Below are 21,780 nucleotides of genomic sequence, written 5' to 3'. Positions count from 1 at the left end.
AATTATGATCGGCAGCCTGCTTTAGAAATTTATCTTTTTCAGGCAGCGTGAGCAACGGTCGGGTATCATAGCCCATCACGTACGGCAGTGGAATATGGCCGGCTGTAGGCAGAAGGTCTGCCATAAAAACAAGAGTTTTATCTTTATAAGTTATATGCGGAATCATTTGTTTATCGGTATGACCATCAACAAACAACACGCCAAAAGGCAGATGTTCGGCAGGTTTAAAAGATTCATCATTTTTTCTGTCAAGAAAATGAAGTTTCCCACTCTGCTCCATCGGAATTATATTTTCCTTTAAAAATGATGCTTTTTCCCGGGCATTGGGCTGTGTTGCCCATAACCAGTGTTCTTTATTACTCCAGAACCGGGCGTTTTTAAAAGCCGGTTCATAACCTGTTCGGTTTTTATTCCATTGAATGCTTCCACCACAATGGTCAAAATGTAGATGAGTCATGAAAACATCGGTTATATCATCGCGGTTAAATCCGTGTTTTTTAAGTGATTTATCTATGGAATGGTCGCCCCACCGATAATAATAGCTAAAGAATTTTTCACTTTGCTTATCGCCCATCCCGGTATCAATAAGAATAAGCCGTTCACCATCTTCTATTAAAAGGCAACGTGCGGCAATATCTATCATATTGTTTTCATCGGCTGGATTGGTGCGGTTCCAAAGAGTTTTGGGCACAACCCCAAACATAGCACCTCCGTCGAGTTTAAAATTTCCGGCTTCAATAGGGTATAATTTCATAATTACTGATTTTTCACCTGCAAATTAATAAAAGCAAGGTACATGATTAAACTTCGAGATAAGGTTGGTGTTTATTTAACAGCAAATTCAGAAAATCAAGAGAGATATAGAACTATTTCCCCGGGTAGGATATCATCATTATAATGAAATGGCCTTGTATGGTTTCCTTCAGTATTAATGATAATAACAGGAAGAATTTCATTATTTATATCCTGATGTTCCTTAACCCATTCCCGGGTGGTTATTTCTTCTTCTATTTTTTGCTCGTTTTCCTTAAAGTTACCCGAAGTGATCCTGTTTGACCATGGTTCCAACTCTGTTTTATTGGCAAACATAGAAGTGGCATTTACCTTATCGAGTAATTCCACATCGGCCCCGTTTTTATTAGGAGAAACCAGGACGATCTTATTCGGAATAAAAAAAGCATCATCGGCAAGTTGAGCCGCCAATAAATTGATTTCACTATTCCCGGTGAGGGCAATGAAAGTTCCTTTTTCTATAGCTTTTGCATCTTCAAGGGTTTCCTCTTTGAGAATATTTCCGTGTACGGTTTTATAGCCTCTTTCTTTGGCTTCCATGATATGTTCCCTGTTGCCATCTATTATAACCACATCCTGATTCCCATTTAACTTATCTGCTATAAAAAGTCCAAGGGGATTAGCCCCAAGAATAATATAGCCGGAGCGTGATTCCTGCGTAATCAGTTCTCCACGACTCCTTAGCCATTTAGTTGTCCAGGTTAACAACACCGGAACAGTTAAAGTTGTGAAAATCGCCATGAAGACCAGAATGGAGAAGATTTCGGAAGTTATAATTCCCATTTGTAAACCTATGCCCGCGATAATGATCTCAACTGCTCCTCTTCCATTCATCCCTGTTCCTACTGCAATACCCTCGCGCCAGCCATAACCGCTTGGAAGGTAAAATACAGCGGTACCAACTATTTTTCCTATCATCGCTACTGCGGTTACTGTAATTAGCATCCAGAGATCGGTTTGGAAAACTTCTAAAGTCACATTAAATCCTGCGGAAACAAAGAAAATAGGAGCCAGGAAACCTACCGAAACATCATGGAAAATATGGTTGATATCCTTAGAGATCTGGCGCTGGAAAACTCCATCCCTAATAAATAAACCAGCCATAAATGCACCAAGAATACTATGAAGGCCTGCAAGTTCGGCAAGTTCAGAAAATGCTAAGACGATTATTAAAATAAGGGTAAAGTGTAGGGTTCGGCTGGTAATATTGGCTTTGTAAAGGAATTTCCCCAATAATGGTAAGAGATAAATTCCTGCCAACGCAGTAAACGCAAAAAACAGGATTGCCTTTGCAGCAACCCAGGTCAAGCCAAGGCTGTCTATGCTTCCGGCATCTACATAACTTATTATACCTGCAAAGATCACCAGGGCAAGTGTATCTGAAATTAGTGCTCCCGCCATTAAAACATAGGCTATTCTGGTATTGAGCAGCTTCAGGTCAACCAGGATTCGACTTTTAGTTGCCAGGGAAGTAACCCCTACAGCTATGGCTACGAAGATTGCTGCCATCTGGGTTCCGTCGAAAAAGAGAATGGTATAATATCCCATTATAAAGGGAACTATAAACCCTCCAATAGCAGCCAGTAAGCCGGCCCAGGAGGCTTTTCCCAAATCCCTGAAATTGATTTCCATCCCAATGTACACCATAAGAAGAATGATCCCTACTTCTGCCAGGACATTGATCATTTCGGAACTCTCCAGCATACCGAAAAGGGCAGGGCCGAGTAGAATTCCAATTAAAAGCTCCCCGAGAATAGCTGGATAACCCAGTTTTTTGGCGAGAGAACCTCCAATCCAGGCGCTTGATAGAATTATTAAAAGGTTGAGGATATTTAATTCTTCCATAGGTAGAAACCGTTTAGGGTGAAAAGGGCTTACAAAATATTAATATTTTCTGACCTGGAATTCATTTCTTTCACTTCATTCTATTCTAAAGGGATATAAACATCATTTCTTTTAATAAAATGAGAAAACCCCTCAAATTCCTTCTTTAATCGGGTTATTTTTGTAAATAGCAGTATTCCGATTAAATCTAAAAATGGATGTTAGAACTTGCAAGTCTTATAATACTTGGAATTTTGGCCCAATGGCTGGCCTGGAAAATAAAAACCCCCGCTATTCTCCCTTTGATCCTCATAGGACTTTTGGTGGGACCCGTTTCAACTTTTTTTACTGAAGACGGCACAAAGTGGTTGGAACCTATTTGGGATGGTAGTCAAGGTGTGTTTCCAGGTGAAAGTTTGTTTTATTTTGTTTCCCTGGCAATTTCGATCATTTTATTTGAGGGTGGATTAACTCTGCGTAGAAGTGAGGTTGGAAATATTGGTCCGGTTATCCTAAAACTTATAAGTGTAGGAACCCTGGTCACCTTTGTAGGGGCTGGTCTTGCCGCACATTTTATCTTTGGTTTAACCTGGCAGATTTCATTCCTGTTTTCAGCTTTGATTATTGTTACCGGTCCCACGGTGATTTCACCCATCCTGAGAAATATTCCGCTTAAAAAACATGTTTCCTCAATTCTTAAATGGGAAGGAATTCTCATAGATCCCATTGGTGCGCTTATTTCTGTACTGATGTTTGAATTTATCAGGGTAGAAGGAGGACAGGATTTTACGATTACCGCCTTAAGCGAATTTGGTAAGATCCTGCTCTTCGGATTTACCTTTGGGTTTACTTTTGCTAATATCCTGGCTTTTCTCATAAAGAAAAATGTAATTCCGCATTATCTCCTGAACGTTTTTATCCTGGCAACAGTGTTGGGAGTTTTCGTTCTGGCAGATATTTTTGCTCATGAAAGCGGCTTGCTGGCCGTGGTTATAATGGGAATGGTGATGGGAAACAAAAAACTCCCCAACATCAAAGAACTCCTTTATTTCAAGGAGTCTTTAAGCGTTTTGCTAATTTCGATACTTTTTATCCTTCTTGCCGCTAATATCGAAGTTGAGGAAATGTTGTTGATCTATAACTGGGAATCCCTTCTCCTTTTTGGTGCAGTGGTTCTACTGATTAGGCCCATAGGAGTAATTCTTAGTTCCTTAGGATCTGGCCTTAAAGTAAATGAAATTGCTTTTATTAGCTGGGTTGGGCCTCGTGGTATTGTGGCTGCAGGAATCGCTTCACTTTTTGGGCTTCGACTTGTACGCGAAGGGATAGAAGATGCTGAATATATAACCCCTCTGGTTTTTATGATAGTATTATTCTCGGTACTTTTAAACGCGACTACCGCGAGATTTTTCTCTAAAATTGTAGGAGTATTTATTAAGGAATCGGAAGGAGTTCTAATTATAGGGGCTTCTTCTATTGCAAGAATAATTGGAAAATACTTGCAAAATAACAATCGGCATGTGGTCTTGCTGGATAATAACGGGGATAATGTAAAAAAAGCCAGAGACATGGGGATTGAAGCTATTGAAGGTAGTGTCTATGAAGATAATCTCTTTAACAATATCGAATTAAACGATATCGGATATTTAATGGCTATGACTGGAAATAGTGATATTAATAAGACTGCAATTAACAAATTTCAAAAACAGTTTGGTGAGAATGGTTCCTTTAGATTGATCACTTCAGATGAAATGACCAACCCTGAACTTAACCCTGAAGAAGGTCTGTTTTCTCATACCGATGATTATATAAAGCTTACTGAATTAGCCAGAAAATATCCTGAAATTCATGAAAAAGAGCTGAACAGTAAGGAGCATTATGAAGGCTTGATCGAAATCACCAAGACCAGTCCTGATACACTTCCGGTTTTTGTTAAAAACAGGCAGGGAAAATTCACTATTATCCCTTCCAATAGCTCACAAGTAGAAATTGAAGAAGGATTTAAACTTGTTTATCTTGGTAAGATGTTGAAAGAAGAACAAAATGTTGACGCATTGCCTGCAGAAGGTATTAATTCTTAGAATTTATCCTTTGAGAAACCATGATACTTTTATAAGAGAAGGTTAATCCCCACATTAGAAGTATAAGTTTTTAGTAATTTTATAAAAAAAAGTCCCTCAAATAAAAATTAGATGAACGAGTTTTTAGATATTCTCCACCACGAATTTACCTTACCCTTTAGTAATCCCGTTTTAGTATTTTCCCTTATTCTGGTCATAATTCTGGTTTCTCCCATAATATTCAGAAGAATTAATATCCCCGGTATTATTGTTTTGATCATTTCCGGGATTATCATTGGCCCTTATGGGGTTGGCCTCCTTGAACAAAACACCGCAATAGATCTTTTTTCTAAAATAGGGCTTCTCTATATTATGTTTATCGCCGGCCTCGAACTGGATATGAACCAGTTTAAAGTAAACCGGAACAAGAGTTTCCTCTTTGGTTTTTTCACCTTTTTCTTACCCCTTGCTATTGGTTTTCCCGTCTGTTATTATTTTCTGGGTTACGATTTTAATGCGAGTTTCTTAACAGCGAGTATGTTTGCCACTCATACGCTTATTGCATATCCAATTGTAAGTAAAATGGGAGTTGCAAAAAATGAGGCAATCGCCATTACAGTGGGAGGAACAATACTTACAGATACCGCAGTGCTTATCATTTTGGCGGTTATTATGGGGAATGCTGAGGAAGGTGGTCTAACGGCCGATTTCTGGATAAGGTTGGTAGTTTCACTCACCATTTTTGTGGGAATCATGTTTTATCTCGTTCCTAAACTGGCGAAATGGTTTTTTACCCGAATGGAAAAAGAAAAGCACGCGCATTATATTTTTGTGCTAGCTGTGGTTTTCCTATCGGCCTTTCTGGCTGAACTTGCCGGAGTTGAAGATATTATCGGAGCCTTCCTTGCAGGACTTGCGCTAAATCGACTAATTCCACATTCCTCTGCACTTATGAACCGAATAGAATTTATGGGTAATTCCCTATTTATTCCATTTTTCCTTATCAGTGTGGGAATGTTGGTGGATATAAGCGTTATCCTTAGCGGATATATGGCAATTGTGGTGGCAGTAACACTTTCAGTAGTGGCCCTGGCGGGGAAATGGCTCGCTGCTTTCTTTACCCAATTGGCCTTTAAATATTCAAATGCGCAACGCAAAGTGATCTTCGGACTCAGTAGTGGGCACGCGGCGGCAACCCTGGCAGTAATCCTTGTAGGTTACAATGCCGATATTATTGATACCAATATTCTTAACGGGACCATTATCCTTATTCTTATAACATCGATAGTTGCCACTTTTGCTACCGAAAAAGCCGCTATAAAACTGGTTGCAGAAAATAAGGAATTGAATCCCGAGGAAATCAAACAAACCGAAAGTTATAAGATGGAAAGCATCCTACTTCCGCTTGCTAATATTGAAAATTTCGACAAGCTGTTGGAGTTTTCCACCCTTATAAAGGATAAAAGCTCCATAAACCCTATTTCCATAGTTTCAGTAGTTCCAAACGATGAGCAAGCCGAACTTAATATTGCCGAAGCCAAGAATAAACTTGAAGAATTTGTGAAACAGGCTTCCGCTTCAGAAACCGATGTGGAAATAACTACAACTATTGATCAGGATGTAGCTGAAGGAATTGCAAGAAAATCCCGTGAACTCATCGCAGATATTATTGTTATGGGGTGGCCTACCAGCTCCAGTCCAGATGTGGTCATTGGAGAAAAAATGCAGGACATAATAGATCACACTAAGAAAACGGTTTTTTTATGCGATGTGAAAAGACCCTGGGGCACTAACGAGGCCCTGGTAGTGGCCGTGCCACCACATACCGAATCCCTGGAAGGTTTTGAACTTTGGATTAAGAAGATGATTATAATTGCTGAAGAGCTTAGCATCCCGATAACCTTGTATGCAAATGTTGTTACCTGGAATGCGATAGAAAAAGTAATAGATGATTTAAACCTTAGAGCTCCATTTGATTTCAAGGAATTCGATGATTGGGAAGATTTCCTTATTATTTCTCAAAATATCAAACCCGAACACATGATCATGCTGGTTATGGGAAGAAAGGAAACCATAATTGATCAATCGCTAATCAAGAATATTCCACGAAAAATGGAAAAATACTTTGCAGAAAACACTAAGATTATTGTTTATCTGCAGTAGCATTATTCATTCATAGCATTCACCAGTTCATCGGTGATCTCCAGGTTGTGATACACATTCTGAACATCGTCGTCGTCTTCAAATTTTTCGACCAGATCCAGGATCTTTTTAGCATCCTCAACCGGAAGTTCCAGCGTGTTCATCGGGATTCGGTGAATTTCTGAAGCCTTTGGTTCTATATTGAGTTCCTCTAGTTTGGAAGACATTAATCCGAAATCGGTGAAATCTGTATAAACGCTGATGAGCTCTTCATCCTTCTCGATCTTTGTGGCACCTCCCTCGATGAGTTCCAGCTCAAATTCCTCAAAATCCATTTCAATTTTATCCCGTTCAATAATAAAGACTCCTTTTTTGTCGAAAAGGAATTCCAGGGAACCGTTGGTGCCCAGGCTTCCGCCATTCTTTGAAAAAATTGACCTTACTGAGGCTACGGTGCGGTTGGTATTATCTGTGGTACATTCAATGAAAAAGGCGATTCCGTTAGGGCCATATCCTTCAAAAGTTACGATTTCATAATTATCGGCATCGGCACCGCTGGCTTTTTTTATGGCGCGTTCAATGGTGTCTTTGGGCATGTTTACCCCTTTGGCATTCGAAATAGCATTTCTAAGCGCCGGATTAGCCTCAGGATCGGGGCCACCTCCGTCTTTTACAGCAACACTAATTTCCTTAATTGCCCGCGTAAATTCCTTTGCCCGTTTCTTATCCTGTGCACCCTTACGATGCTTTATATTCGCCCATTTACTGTGTCCGGCCATTTTAGTTGAATTTTGAAGAATTACAAAAATAAAAAAATGAGGAAAGAGAAAAAACCGCAAGCATTTCAGAATAAAAAATCCCCTGATATCTTCAGGGGATTTGTCTATTTTATATGTTTTCTGAACCTAATCGTTTAGCTTCAGAACTGCCATAAATGCTTCCTGTGGGATTTCCACATTCCCCACCTGGCGCATACGTTTTTTACCTTTCTTCTGCTTTTCGAGAAGTTTTCTTTTTCGGGAAATATCCCCACCGTAACATTTGGCGGTTACATCTTTTCTAAGTGCTTTTACCGTTTCACGAGCAATGATCTTAGCGCCAATTGCCGCCTGAATCGGAATATCAAACTGCTGTCGCGGAATAAGTTCTTTCAACTTCTCACACATTTTCTTTCCGATATCATATGCATTATCAACGTGGAGTAATGCTGAAAGCGCATCTACCTTATTGGCGTTAAGCAGCACATCAACTTTTACAAGTTTAGACTCGCGTAAACCGATGGGGGAATAGTCAAATGAAGCATAACCACGGGATACGGTCTTTAGCCTGTCGTAAAAATCGAAAACAATTTCTGCCAGGGGCATATCAAAATTGAGTTCAACTCTTTCCGGAGTTAAATAAGTTTGATTGGTGATCTCTCCGCGTTTTTCAATACAAAGATTCATCACCGGGCCAACATAGTCGGCTTTAGTTATGATGCTTGCTTTGATATAAGGTTCTTCCACCCGGTTAAGGGAAGAAGGTTCCGGTAGATCTGAAGGGTTATTCACCAGAATAACCTCGTTTGGATTTTTATTGGTATAGGCGTGATAAGATACGTTAGGCACCGTGGTTATTACGGTCATATCAAATTCTCGCTCAAGACGTTCCTGGATGATCTCCAGATGCAGCATTCCGAGGAAACCACAACGGAAACCAAAGCCAAGAGCGGCAGAACTTTCAGGAGTGAAAACCAGTGAAGCATCGTTAAGCTGAAGTTTTTCCATTGAAGCTCTCAACTCTTCATATTCTTCGGTATCTACGGGATAAATTCCGGCAAAAACCATGGGTTTCACGTCCTCAAAACCGGCAACGGCCTCAGTGGTCGGATTTTTTGCATCGGTAATAGTATCACCCACTTTTACTTCGCGGGCATCTTTAATCCCGGTGATGAGGTAACCTACATCTCCGGTTTTAATTTCGTTTTTAGGTTGTTGTTTCAGTTTCAGAGTACCTACCTCATCGGCATAATAATCTTTCCCCGTTGCCACAAATTTTATATGTTGCCCTTTTTTGATACTTCCGTTTATCACCCTAAACAAGGTCTCCACTCCACGGAAGGGATTATAAACAGAATCGAAAACGAGGGCTCTCAATGGTGCGTCAACCTTTCCGCTGGGCGCGGGCACCCGGGTTATAATCGCATGAAGGATTTCCTCTATCCCCAACCCGGTTTTGGCACTGGCGGGAATAACATCTGAAGGATCACAGCCCAGCAATTCTACAATATCATCGGTAACTTCTTCGGGATTGGCGCTGGGAAGATCAACTTTATTAAGCACCGGGATGATCTCCAGGTCGTTTTCTAAAGCAAGGTAAAGGTTTGAGATCGTTTGGGCCTGTATACTCTGAGCCGCATCTACAATAAGAAGAGCTCCCTCACAGGCGGCAATGGACCGGGAAACTTCATAAGAAAAATCTACGTGACCTGGAGTGTCAATAAGGTTGAGAATGTAATTTTCTCCCTCATGTACATAATCCATCTGGATAGCGTGACTTTTAATGGTTATCCCACGTTCGCGTTCCAGATCCATACTGTCCAGCAGTTGCTCCTGTTTTTCACGTTCGGTTACCGAACCGGTAAAATCCAGTAGCCTGTCGGCCAGAGTGCTCTTTCCGTGGTCAATATGTGCAATGATGCAGAAGTTTCTAATGTGCTTCATAAAAAATTTTGAATGTTGATAATTATATTTATATCAACAAAATTTAAGGCTACAAATATAGGTTATTTAACCTGTTTCCAATATAGATGAAAAACAAGTTTAACCACTACTTAAAAACTTTAAGAAATTTTCTATAAATAAAAATTTAAGAAATCTATCTTTTATTATTAAAAAAACTTAGAGAAGTAAACATCAGTTCTAAAAAGTTTCTTTTTTTTGTAAAGAGGATTTTCGTTATAATTTTATTAACACTGGTTAATCCTTTTTTAAAGATTCGAATCTAACTATTAAAAATCTAATATGGGAGTTCAGGAACAATCAGGTAGGTCTAGCACCAACAGATCTATAATTATTATAGGGGCTTTATTCTTTATCTTCGGGTTTGTTACCTGGTTGAATTCGGTTTTGATCCCTTATTTGCAGGTCGCCAATGAGCTCAATAATTTCGAGTCTTACCTGGTGGTTTTTGCATTTTACATTTCTTACCTGGTAATGGCTATTCCTTCAGCCTGGGTTTTGAAAAATACTGGTTTTAAAAAGGGAATGTCCCTTGGACTTGGGGTGATGGCCCTGGGAGCCATCCTGTTCATCCCGGCGGCAATTAATCGGGTTTATGAGATTTTCCTTCTTGGTTTATTTATCCAGGGTACCGGACTTGCCTTGTTGCAAACTGCTGCCAACCCTTATATCACTATTCTCGGCCCGATGGAAAGCGCTGCCAAGCGAATCAGCATAATGGGAATTGCCAATAAAGTTGCAGGAGCCCTTGCACCTATTATTTTGGGAGCTATCGCGCTTAAAGATATCGATGCTGTTCAGGAAAGAATTCTGAGTATGGATGTGGCTGCCCGCGCTGCAGAACTGGATGAACTTTCTTCCAGAGTGATCACACCGTACATCGTAATAACGGTTGTTTTATTGATCCTGGCCGTAATGATCTATTATTCCAGTCTTCCTGAGGTAGAAGCCGAAGAAGAGGATGAAATCCTTGCTGCCGCAAATAAGGAAAAGACCAGTGTTTTCCAGTTTCCGCATTTGCTCATGGGAACGCTGGCCATGTTTGTGTACGTTGGAGTAGAGGTTATCGCTGGAGATACTGTAATTAGTTATGGACTGGAGCAGGGAATTGAGGCATCTACCTCTAAGTTCTTTACTACATACACCTTAATCGCTATGATCATTGGTTACCTGATTGGGATTGTTACCATTCCAAGATATATTTCCCAGGAAAAAGCCCTTAAAATATCGGGTATTCTGGGAGTTGTTCTCGGTTTAGCAGCAATATTTACTGACGGGTTCACTTCTGTACTATTAATATCATTATTAGGTTTAGCAAATGCCCTGGTATTTCCTGCTATCTGGCCTTTGGCACTTGCCGGATTAGGCAGGTTTACCAAAATGGGGTCATCATTTCTTATCATGGCACTTGCCGGTGGAGCTGTTTTACCACTTATCTACGGATACCTGGCCGATCTTGTAAATCCTCAACAGGCTTACTGGATCGTAATTCCATGTTACATATATATATGGTTCTTTGCAGCTAAAGGGCATAAAGTAAGATAAATACGTTAATTATGAAGACATCTGGATCAAGCTTAATTTTTATTCTGGTGCTATTGATACCTTTTACAGGAATAGCTCAGGAAGTTGTGGTAGAAAATCCGGCAATTATTCCGCAGCCGGCAGAAATTGAATGGAAAGAGGGAACCTTCACTCTTCCTGAAAGAACAGTGGTTTGTTACAATTCCGAAGCAAAAACTTCGGCTGCCTGGCTGCAACAATTGCTGAAAAACACCAATACCAAAAGTTTTCCCATGCAAGGAGAAGATTGTCTTGGATTCTCATTAACTATAGATGAAAACCTGAAAGAAAATCTGGGGGATGAAGGTTACCAACTTGACATCACCCATAATAAGGTGATTCTATCGGCAGCAACCGAGGGAGGTATGTTCTACGCGATCCAGACCCTCAGACAAATGTTTCCTGCGGAAATTGAATCAGGAAAGATTTCCGAAGCGATTATGTTAAGACAGGTTTCTATTACCGATATTCCGAAGTACGAATGGCGTGGCTCGATGATCGATATCTCCAGGAGTTTCTTTGGACCTGAATACATCAGGAAACACATAGACCGGATGGCTTTTTATAAACTTAATCGGCTTCACCTTCATCTAACCGACGATCAGGGTTGGAGAATTGAGATTAAAGAATTGCCAAAACTCACTGAAGTTGGAAGTAAGGGAGCGGTTAAGGGTGGAAGATCAGGCTTTTTAACTCAGGAGCAATATAAAGAGATCCAGGAATATGCAGCCGCCAGAAATATTATAATTATTCCTGAGATAGACATGCCGGGCCATAATTACTCTGCCCTTATGGCTTATCCTGAACTCAATTGCGATGATTTTGCGAACCTAACTCCGGCCCGGGCCACACCTCCGGAATTATTCCATGAATACAATGTTGGGTGGAGCAAATTCTGTCTTGAGAATCCTGAAACTTACGATTTTGTGGCTACCGTTTTAGGAGAAATGGCTGAAATAACTGATGGCCCATGGCTTCATATTGGGGGCGATGAAATCGAAGATCCGTTATATGAAGAATTCATGGTAAAAGCCGATTCCATTGTGAGAGGCCTGGGTAAAACCGCCATTGGTTGGGAAGAAGCAACCAAGGCTGAAGTAGATTCAAGTTTTATCAGTCAGCGCTGGCACGGAAAGGTTGAAAGTGTGGTAGACGTTAAAACGATCGAATCCATTTGCTCTCATTTTTATTTGGATCATGCCAACGTGGAAGGCCAGAAATCTACCAATAACTGGTGTAAGAAAGATGGAGTTTCCTTAAAGAATGTATATGATTTTAGAACCGATAATCCCAATGTGCTTGGAGTAGAAGCACCGGTGTGGACAGAAATGGTGTTAAGCGATTCAGCACTTGACGACCGGTTCTGGCCAAGAAGTATTGCTATGGCTGAGGTAGGTTGGAGCAAAACCGAAAACCGGGAATTTAAAGATTTTTTAAGCCGTCTTGGGAAACACGGGGAAAGGCTGGATAGAATGAAGGTGAATTATCACCGTAGTCCCGAAGTTAACTGGAATTCAGAAAGAAGTGACGGAATCTTCTCTGGGTTTTCACCTTCTTCAGAATAATAAAAAATTGCTATGAAAATGAATAAAAATCCCGATACCGAAAAAACCTCCAACTATAACGATTTAGAAAAGATGAGCACCACAGAGTTGCTCACTAATATCAACGAGGAGGATAAAAGTGTACCTGACAGCGTGGAGAAACAAATTCCCGCGATTCAGAATCTGGTTGATGTAATTGTTTCCAAAATGGAAAATAGAGGCCGTCTTTTTTATATAGGCGCTGGCACCAGCGGGAGGCTGGGAGTTCTGGATGCTTCAGAATGTCCGCCAACCTTCGGGGTAACCGATGATATGGTCATTGGTCTTATTGCCGGAGGTGATACAGCCTTAAGAAATGCTGTAGAAAATGCTGAAGATGATACAGCACAGGCCTGGAAAGACTTGCAGGAATATAAAATTACAACTGAAGATGTTTTGGTAGGCATCGCCGCTTCCGGAACCACTCCTTATGTGATAGGAGGAATAAAAGATGCCCGGGAAAAAGGTATAGTTACTGGTTGTATAACCTGTAGCTCCGGTAGCCCGCTTGCTGAAGCTTCAGAATTCCCAATAGAAGTGATAACGGGGCCCGAATTCGTTACCGGAAGCACAAGAATGAAGGCCGGTACCGCCCAAAAGCTGGTGTTGAATATGATCTCCACTTCGGTAATGATCAAATTAGGTAGGGTGAAAGGGAATAAGATGGTAGATATGCAACTCTCCAATAAGAAGCTGGTTGGCCGGGGCACCAGGATGATTATGGAAGAACTCGATGTGGATGAGGCCAAGGCCGGTGAATTGTTAAAAAAATACGGCAGTGTGAGGGAGGCAGTTAGTAATTCTGAAAGGAAACTTAAATAAAAATTTTATAAAAGTTAATAAGATCATAAAAAATAATTGGCTCAAACCTTTATCTTTTTAATTATTCCTATATCTTTATCTTAAAGTTATCAAACAAATTTTAATAGATGTAGTAAACACAACTAACAGCTAACAGATTTTTTTAAACATTTTTAAATTATGGAAAAACGATTACGAAAGCCTATTTTAATCTTACTGTGCTTTTTCTCGCTTCAGATGTGGGCCCAACAGAGAGAAGTTTCTGGTATAGTGCAGGATGAGGATGGAATGCCACTACCCGGTGTTAACGTTTACGTTAAAAACACGAATAGGGGAACGGTAACAGATTTTGACGGGGAGTTCAGTTTATCTGTTCCCGAAAGAGAAGATACTATACTGGTATTCTCTATGGTAGGATTTACCCCCCAGGAAATACCTATTGGAAACGAGACTTCTTTTAATGTAACGCTTGGTGTAGATACTCAAAGTCTTGATGAGGTTGTGGTTACGGCCTTAGGTATTAGACAGGAGAAAAAGGCACTGGGTTATACCGTTACCGAGGTAGAAGGTGCTACCCTTGCCGAAACCCAAAGAGAAAACTTTGTGAATTCCCTTGCCGGAAGGGTAGCCGGGGTTGAAGTGAATGCCACTTCAGGACTTCCGGGATCTTCTTCTTCTATTGTAATTAGAGGGATTAGTTCCCTAAGTGGAAATAACCAGCCGCTTTTTGTTGTTGATGGACTTCCAATTAGTAATAATACTACCTCTACCGGTGTTTTTGCATCTTCTGTTGGAGCAGGAGCTATGTCTTTTGAAAACCGTGGTGTTGACTTTACCAACCGTGCTGCCGATATTAACCCTGAAGATATTGAAAGTGTTACCGTACTTAAAGGTCCGGAAGCTGCTGCTTTGTACGGAATTGAAGCTGCTTCAGGAGCAATTGTAATAACCACCAAAAGAGGTGCTGAAGGTAAGGGTCAAATAGATTACAGCAACAGTTTTAGGATTGACCAGATCATAGAATATCCTGAAATTCAGCAAACATACGGAAGGGGCGCTAACGGAATTACACAGGATGCCGATGAGAGTCTTTATTACTTCGGAGAGCCTTATCCGGAAGGAACTCAATTTTATGATAATGTAGGAAATTTCTTCCGTGACGCGATCACCCAGCGTCATAATTTAGCTTTTTCCGGAGGATCAGATAGAATACAGTATCGCCTTTCCGGATCACATACAGATTCCGAAGGTTTTATTCCTACAACCGGACTGCAGAAATTAAATCTTACTTCAGCTGTTACTGCCGATGTTTCTGATTGGTTAAAAGCAGATGTAACCTTTGATTATACGCGATCAGACAACGATCAAACTTTTAGAGGAGCCGGTGGACCACTACTTCATTTATTGTTATGGCCTTCTACAGATGATGCCAGCGATTATCTAACTCCAGCCGGAACAAGAAGGGATTATGCCGATTTTGCAACTGCGGTAGAAAACCCATTCTTCAACGTAAATAAAAATGTGTTCAACTCGCTAACAGATCGATATAAGCTTAATACCAGTCTTACTGCAACAGCTACAGATTGGCTTAAGTTTGTTGGACAGGTTGGTGTAGATTATTTTACATCAAAAAACACCATCGTTAGACATCCTGAATCAAATTCAGGAAGAAACTATAACGGTATTTTTGACCAGGCACTCATTACTACGAGAAACCTGACTTTCCAGGGTTATACCCAAATTACACCACCTGATCTTTTGGATGGGAAAATTAAAACAGATCTTAAAATTGGTACTGCTGTTTATGATTACAATACGTTTAGTGCAGCAGCCAGTGGACAGGATTTCCAGGCGCCCGATCTTTGGTCCATAAACAACACAGATCTGGATACGCACAGAGCCTTTAACAATTTAACTCAACGTCGTTTGTTGGGGGTATTTGGTAGTTTTAATGCCAGTTATGACAACCAGCTTTACTTAACAATTACTGGTAGAAATGACTGGAGTTCAACTTTACCTAAAAAGAATAATTCATTCTTTTACCCATCTGCAGGTTTAAGCTGGATCTTTACCGAGTTGGAGCCATTCAAGAATATTAGCGATGTGCTTTCTTATGGTAAATTAAGAGCTTCCGTAGCCCAGGTTGGTAAAGATGCCCGTCCTTATAGTATTCGTCCGTTTTATGAAAATGCGACTACTACAGGAGGCGGTTTCCGCTATGGGTTTACAGGTCCAAGTTTAGATCTTGTGCCTGAGATGACTACTTCTTATGAATATGGAATGGAATTAAAATTCTTCAACGATCGTTTAGGGATTGATGCTACCTATTTCAATAAGAAATCTGAAGATCAGATCGTGCAGAACCTTCGTTTGAGTTATGCTACCGGTTTTGTACTTATGACATTTAATGCGGGTGAAATACAAAATGAAGGTATTGAATTGCAGTTCAATGCCACTCCTGTACAAACTGAAGATTTTTCCTGGGATATTCTTGCCAACTACACCAAAAACTGGAGTGAACTGGTAAGTTTACCTGGAGATGTAGCCGAGTTTTATAACTCCGATACCTGGTTGTATGGTAACGTTAGAGGAGGAGCCAGAATTGGTGGATCGCTTACCAGCTTTACCGGTTATGACTTCCTTAAAAATGAAGAAGGTGAAAAGCTTATCAACCCAACTAATGGGTTACCATTACTTGATACTAGTGAATGGGTTGAAGTAGGAGACAGAAACCCCGATTTTACTGTGGGTCTTACCAATACTCTCAGGTACAAGAATCTTTCACTTAATTTCTTGTTGGATTTCCGTGTTGGAGGAGATGTTTATAATGCAACAGAGCATTACTTAACTACTCGTGGTTTGAGTAATAGAACCTTAGATCGTGAAACTCCACGAATTGTTGATGGAGTTTTAAGAGATGGATTGGAGAATACAGATAATCCCACAGATAACAACATTCCAATTAACCTGAATGCTAATTCTACTTATTGGAGTTCGATCTATCCACATCAAAGTTTCATAGAAAAAGATGTAAACTGGGTAAGATTAAGGGATGTTACTTTGAATTATTATCTCCCACAATCATTTTTAGACAGAACCAATGCCATACAAAGTGCCAGCGTTTTTGTAACCGGAACAGACCTTTTCCTGCTTACTAATTATTCAGGTTTAGATCCCGTTGCAAATGGTAACTCTGCTGCCGTTGGAGGTGCCGGTGGTACCGGTTTTGACTATGGTAACTTCCCGTTGCCAAGAGGAATTAACTTTGGAGTTAGAGTAGGACTATAAAAAAACTAATGATGAAAAGAATTTTAAGAATATTTTTAGTGATCGCCGGCCTCTTTAGTTTTTCGGCCTGTGACGACTATCTGGATGTCAATACGAACCCTAACGGGCCAGATGCATTACTGCAGCCGGAACTCTTCCTGCCGCAAATTCAATCTGAGTTTGCCGTAGCGATTCAATGGGATGGAAGGTTTACCGGATTTTATACCCAAAACTGGATATATGCTTCCGGTGCAGCTTACTCGCTAAACCTGCACTCTAACCCACTTTCCGATTTTTACGCCACATTATGGAGAGCGGTATACTGGAGTATGGGTTACAACCTTTCTGATATGATAGAAAGTGGTGAACTGAACGAAAAATATGATTTCGTGGGTGTTGGAAAGATAATGAGAGCCTTTGGTTGGCAAATGCTTACCGATTATCATGGCCCGGTAATTATTGATCAGGCTTTTGATTCTGAAAGAAGAGTTTTCGATTATGACGATCAACAAGTAGCTTATGAAGAAGTAAGAAGATTGCTTTTAGAAGGTATTGAAGCCCTGGAAAGAACAGATGGTCTTGGACCAGACGAATCAGGACTTCGCGAAGCCGATCTTATCTACCAGGGAGACCGCGACAAATGGAAGAAATTTGCGTATGGTTTGCTGGCCATAAATGCTCATCGTCTAACCAATAAGAGCAGCTACGATCCTCAGGAAGTGATTGATTATGTAGATCAGGCCCTAGCCGGAAATCAGGATGATGCTCTTATTAGATTTGAAGGAACCGTAAGTTCTAATACTAATTTCTTTGGACCTCGAAGAGGAAATATTGGATATTACCGCCAGAGTAAATTCATAACCGGGCTTCTGGACGGAACCAACCCCGAATTCCAGGATAGCGATCTTGATGGTGCAGATCCTGTATATGACGGGCAACATGTTCACGATCCACGAATCACTTCTATGCTTGCCCCTTCTCCTGATGGAGAATACCGCGGAATAGATCCTGAGACAGGGATTAACGAATATGAAGAAGAAGAGGTTCCAAAAAACTTCTGGAATGAAGAAGGCTATGTAGGTAGTAATCCAAGTCCTCAGATTTATTTCTTTAACAACGATGCAGATTTCCCATTAATGACTTACGCCCAGCTGCAATTTATTAAATCTGAAGCTGCCTGGATCGCTGGTAACGAAGCCTTAGCTTTGGAAGCCTATAATGCCGGAGTTCAATCTCATATGGATTTTGCAAGAACTTATGCTCCCGATACCGATCTTTTTGATCAAAGAAGAGCTTTATATGAAGCGAACGATGAGTTATTTCCTGCCACGGAAGATGGTTTAAATCTTTCTAAGATCATGCTTCAGAAGTTTATAGCAACCTGGGGATGGGGATTCCTTGAATCATGGTCTGATATGAGAAGATATCATTATGATCAGGATGTTGCTCCCGATGACAAGGTATATGTTGGCTTTGAGTTGCCGGAAACCTTTGCGCCGGCTAATAATGAGAAACCTGCTTATAGAGCTCGTCCCAGGTTCAATTCAGAATATATGTGGAACCAGGAAGCCTTAGAAGAATTGGATGCCTTTGAAGACGATTATCATACTTATGAAACCTGGTTTAGTAAACCTGAATAAATATTTAAAACTATGAGAACAATATATAATAAGATCTTTTTGATATTGTTAACCGGCCTTCTCTTCACATCCTGTGAGGAGAATGCCATTCCTGAACTGGCTGAACCACTACCGGATTCGGCTACTGAAGCTAAATTCTTTTTTCATGTAGAAGAAGCTCCTTCAGCTAACTTTTATGTGGCCGGAAAGAAAACAACGTCGGCAGCATCTACAGATGAAACTCTTAAAGGCTTCAATTATGGCTCTGTATTTCCTTCAAATGCCTATGCGGTGGTTGAATCAGGAAATGTAGACATTGAAGTTGAAACCCTGGAAGGAGAGATTCTGGCAACAACAAGTGCCGATTTTAACGAAGCTTCAAATTATTCGGTTTACCTGGTAGGTACAACAGATTCTTACGAGATTTTTATGCTTGAAGATGAGTTGCCACAGGTTGATACTGAACGTATATACTGGAGATTTGTAAATACAATGTCCGAAATGCCTTTTAGCGTTGATGCCTATGCTGTAAGAGGAGGAGAAGATTCTGCAGTAATCTCTTTAGGTGATAACATTGATTTTAAACAGGCCGGAGAACATGTGGCCCTGGATCCGGGGAACTATACTTTTAAAGTTTTTGAATCCGGAAGTGATTACGATCCTGAAACCTCAGAGCCTTATCTTGAGCATAGTCTAAACCTTTCCACCTTGGGAAGAATTTACAGTACCCAGATTAGAGGAACCTATTCTGAAACTCCGGCATCTTCAAATATAGATTACTGGAGAGAATACTAATGATTATCAATCATTTAATAAAAGAGAAAGCGGCACCTCACCAGGGCCCTTTCTCTTTTCTTTTTTAAGCTGAAAAGCTTTTCATTTATTCCGAAAATTATGAGTTTCAAATCCATCTTCTACTTTCTAATATTAAGCGCATTCCTGATTTCTTGTAAATCAACTCAATCAACCCCTGAAATGCCGGCTGAAGAGATAGAACCAAGAGATACCTTAGCTGCTCCGCAACCAGAAGTTCCTTCCGAAGTAAAAGAGGAAGTTGCAGGAATCACTCCCTGGAATCCCAAAACCCCAAAAAATATCGAGGAATTCCGTGCTGCCTGGGTCGCCACCGTGGCAAATATCAACTGGCCCAGCAAACCTGGGCTTTCCACTTCAGATCAGCAAAGAGAAGCTTTGGAGCTTCTTGATTATTTAGAAGAACATAACTTTAATGCGGTGGTTTTTCAGGTTAGACCGCAAGCTGATGCTCTTTACAAAAGCGATATAGAGCCCTGGTCTTATTATCTTACAGGCGAACAGGGGAAAGCTCCTGATCCTTATTACGATCCGCTTAAATTCTGGATAAATGCTGCACATGAGCGTGGTTTGGAATTACATGTTTGGTTAAATCCATATCGTGCCCATCATACCGCCGGAAAGGAGATCAGTGACAAATCTGTTATAAAAACCGATCCGGCTCTTGTAGTTGAATTAGAAAACGGGATGTGGTGGATGGATCCTTCTCAAAAAGGAACCCAGGATCTCTCCTCAGCAGTGGTGATGGATCTGGTTGAAAGATATGACCTTGACGGAATTCATTTCGATGATTATTTTTATCCCTATGATTCTTACAACAACGGAAAGGATTTCCCTGATGATAAAAGCTGGAGGGCCTACCAGGCTGCTGGCGGAGAACTTTCCCGTGGAGATTGGCGCCGTGAAAGCGTAAACACATTCATTAAAAGGGTTTACGAAGAAATAAAAGCAGAAAAACCTCATGTAAAATTTGGATTAAGTCCTTTTGGAATCTGGCGCCCTGGTTATCCTGAATCTGTCTCAGGATACGACCAGTATGAAAAGCTTTATGCCGATGCGAAACTTTGGTTAAATGAAGGCTGGATCGATTATTATACGCCGCAGTTATATTGGCAAATAAATACCCCAGGCCAGAGTTTCCCTGAACTCTTAGGATGGTGGCAAAGCGAAAATACCCATCAACGTCACCTTTGGCCGGGAATGAACGTAGGATTAGGCGGAGATGAAAAAAATATAGATGAAACTATCAACCAGATCATGATCACCCGCGGGATGCTTCCGCAGAGTAAAGGAGCGGTTCATTGGAGTATTGGACCGCTGGTAAAACACAAGGAACTTTCCGCAGCAATTAAAGAAGGTCCTTATAGCAAAAAAAGCCTGGTGCCACCAAGTCCCTGGTTGGACAATGAACCTCCAAAAACCCCTGATATCAATACCCGGGCCGAGAATGACAGACTGGTAATTTCCTGGGAACATGAGCAAGCAGATGATATTTTTCGATGGGTAGTATACTTTAAATATGAAGAAGGAAACTGGGATTATAAGATCCTGAATCACGATGCCCGCACCCAAAACTTACAAAGAATAGTAGGGGAAAAGGAACGCAAACTCGAGAAAATTGGAGTTACCGCAGTAGACCGAACGGGAAACCAAAGTGAATTCGAAGAGATTTTAATAAAATAAGACCCCTGTATGTCCCCCATTTTAGTTTTTAGCATTATTGCCGGATATTTCGCTATGTTGATGGCTATTAGCTATTTTACCTCCCGAAAGGCAGACAATACCACATATTTCACTGCAAACCGTCAGTCGCCCTGGTTTCTTGTGGCCTATGGAATGGTGGGAGCTTCTCTTTCCGGAGTTACTTTTATCTCGGTGCCGGGGGAGGTGGGAAATTCAAACTGGACCTATCTCCAGTTTGTAATGGGTAACCTTGTTGGTTATGCCGTTATTGCTTTCGTATTAATTCCGTTGTTTTATCGGTTGCGGCTTATTTCAATCTATGAATATTTAAAAGACCGGTTTGGGCAGAGAAGCTACTATGCGGGAGCTTCATTTTTCCTTATTTCACAAACTATTGGCGCCTCTTTCAGACTTTTTCTTGCCGCTTTAGTATTGCAGATTGCCTTTTTCAATGCTTTCGGCATTCCCTTTTGGGTTACCGTTTTAATTACTATAGGTTTGATCTGGCTGTACACCTTCCGCGGAGGAATAAAAACTATTGTTTGGACTGATACCCTGCAAACTACCTTTTTACTATTAGCAGTGCTCATCAGTATCTATGTTATCGTAGATCATATGGAGCTCGAGGCTACCCAGGTGTTTTCGGTGGTTTCTGAAAGCAGCATGTCTGATATTTTTGATTGGGACTGGCGCTCCAACAGTAATTTTTTTAAGAGCTTCCTGGCCGGTATTTTTATAACCATTGCAATGAATGGTCTTGATCAGAATGTGATGCAGAAAAATCTAACCTGTAAAAATCAGAAAGATGCCCAAAAGAATATTTTCTGGTTTTCAATCACCTTCTTCATCTCTACCGTTTTATTTCTTGCTTTGGGTGTTTTGCTTTATAAATATGCAATGGACCAGGGAATCG

General features: G+C 40.7%; 14 protein-coding genes. 10 read left to right on the top strand and 4 right to left on the bottom strand.

The window, feature by feature from the left end:
- Positions 1 to 754, bottom strand: a 754-nt coding sequence (locus ACESK1_RS07900) for an MBL fold metallo-hydrolase (RefSeq protein ID WP_372919649.1), incomplete at its 3' end; no start/stop codon positions are given.
- Positions 755 to 849: 95 nt separating this feature from the next.
- Positions 850 to 2,637 carry a cation:proton antiporter gene (locus tag ACESK1_RS07895; RefSeq protein ID WP_372919648.1) on the bottom strand — a complete coding sequence of 596 codons (1,788 nt, stop codon included), beginning with the start codon at positions 2,635 to 2,637 and terminating at the stop codon, positions 850 to 852.
- 197 nt (positions 2,638 to 2,834) lie between these two features.
- Between ACESK1_RS07895 and ACESK1_RS07890 the strand changes: the two genes are divergently transcribed.
- Complete coding sequence (locus ACESK1_RS07890) at positions 2,835 to 4,697, top strand: cation:proton antiporter (protein ID WP_372919647.1); 1,863 nt, start codon at positions 2,835 to 2,837, stop codon at positions 4,695 to 4,697.
- A 111-nt stretch (positions 4,698 to 4,808) separates the two neighbouring features.
- Positions 4,809 to 6,839 (top strand): cation:proton antiporter, encoded by a 2,031-nt coding sequence (locus ACESK1_RS07885; protein WP_372919646.1) that lies wholly within the window; start codon positions 4,809 to 4,811, stop codon positions 6,837 to 6,839.
- Positions 6,840 to 6,841: 2 nt separating this feature from the next.
- Here ACESK1_RS07885 and ACESK1_RS07880 read toward each other — a convergent pair whose 3' ends face one another.
- Both ACESK1_RS07880 and lepA read right to left on the bottom strand, forming a co-directional pair.
- The gene (locus ACESK1_RS07880) at positions 6,842 to 7,597 is read right to left on the bottom strand and encodes a YebC/PmpR family DNA-binding transcriptional regulator (protein WP_372919645.1); all 756 of its coding nucleotides are present in this window, start codon (positions 7,595 to 7,597) and stop codon (positions 6,842 to 6,844) included.
- Positions 7,598 to 7,723: 126 nt separating this feature from the next.
- Complete coding sequence (gene lepA / locus ACESK1_RS07875; protein WP_372919644.1) at positions 7,724 to 9,520, bottom strand: translation elongation factor 4; 1,797 nt, start codon at positions 9,518 to 9,520, stop codon at positions 7,724 to 7,726.
- Positions 9,521 to 9,820: 300 nt separating this feature from the next.
- Between lepA and ACESK1_RS07870 the strand changes: the two genes are divergently transcribed.
- The 8 genes from ACESK1_RS07870 to ACESK1_RS07835 form a co-directional block, all read left to right on the top strand.
- A complete protein-coding gene (locus ACESK1_RS07870) occupies positions 9,821 to 11,083 on the top strand; it encodes a sugar MFS transporter (RefSeq protein ID WP_372919643.1) in 1,263 nt (420 codons plus the stop codon).
- A gap of 11 nt (positions 11,084 to 11,094) precedes the next feature.
- Positions 11,095 to 12,666 (top strand): beta-N-acetylhexosaminidase, encoded by a 1,572-nt coding sequence (locus ACESK1_RS07865; RefSeq protein ID WP_372919642.1) that lies wholly within the window; start codon positions 11,095 to 11,097, stop codon positions 12,664 to 12,666.
- Positions 12,667 to 12,684: 18 nt separating this feature from the next.
- On the top strand, positions 12,685 to 13,506 hold the full coding sequence (murQ, locus tag ACESK1_RS07860; RefSeq protein WP_372919650.1) for an N-acetylmuramic acid 6-phosphate etherase: 822 nt from the start codon (positions 12,685 to 12,687) through the stop codon (positions 13,504 to 13,506).
- A gap of 159 nt (positions 13,507 to 13,665) precedes the next feature.
- The gene (locus tag ACESK1_RS07855; protein ID WP_372919641.1) at positions 13,666 to 16,773 is read left to right on the top strand and encodes a SusC/RagA family TonB-linked outer membrane protein; all 3,108 of its coding nucleotides are present in this window, start codon (positions 13,666 to 13,668) and stop codon (positions 16,771 to 16,773) included.
- Positions 16,774 to 16,784: 11 nt separating this feature from the next.
- Complete coding sequence (locus ACESK1_RS07850; protein ID WP_372919640.1) at positions 16,785 to 18,392, top strand: SusD/RagB family nutrient-binding outer membrane lipoprotein; 1,608 nt, start codon at positions 16,785 to 16,787, stop codon at positions 18,390 to 18,392.
- A 12-nt stretch (positions 18,393 to 18,404) separates the two neighbouring features.
- Positions 18,405 to 19,166, top strand: a complete 762-nt coding sequence (locus ACESK1_RS07845; RefSeq protein ID WP_372919639.1) for a DUF4397 domain-containing protein — start codon at positions 18,405 to 18,407, stop codon at positions 19,164 to 19,166.
- A gap of 99 nt (positions 19,167 to 19,265) precedes the next feature.
- Positions 19,266 to 20,867, top strand: coding sequence for a glycoside hydrolase family 10 protein (locus ACESK1_RS07840; protein ID WP_372919638.1), 1,602 nt, complete (start codon positions 19,266 to 19,268; stop codon positions 20,865 to 20,867).
- A gap of 9 nt (positions 20,868 to 20,876) precedes the next feature.
- Positions 20,877 to 21,780: sodium:solute symporter (locus tag ACESK1_RS07835; RefSeq protein WP_372919637.1), on the top strand; the 904-nt coding region annotated here is incomplete at its 3' end.

This window comes from Salegentibacter sp. (assembly GCF_041642575.1).
Classification (GTDB): domain Bacteria; phylum Bacteroidota; class Bacteroidia; order Flavobacteriales; family Flavobacteriaceae; genus Salegentibacter.
The sequence above is the reverse complement of the archived record's forward strand: the minus strand, read 5'-3'. Positions and strand labels throughout refer to the sequence as shown.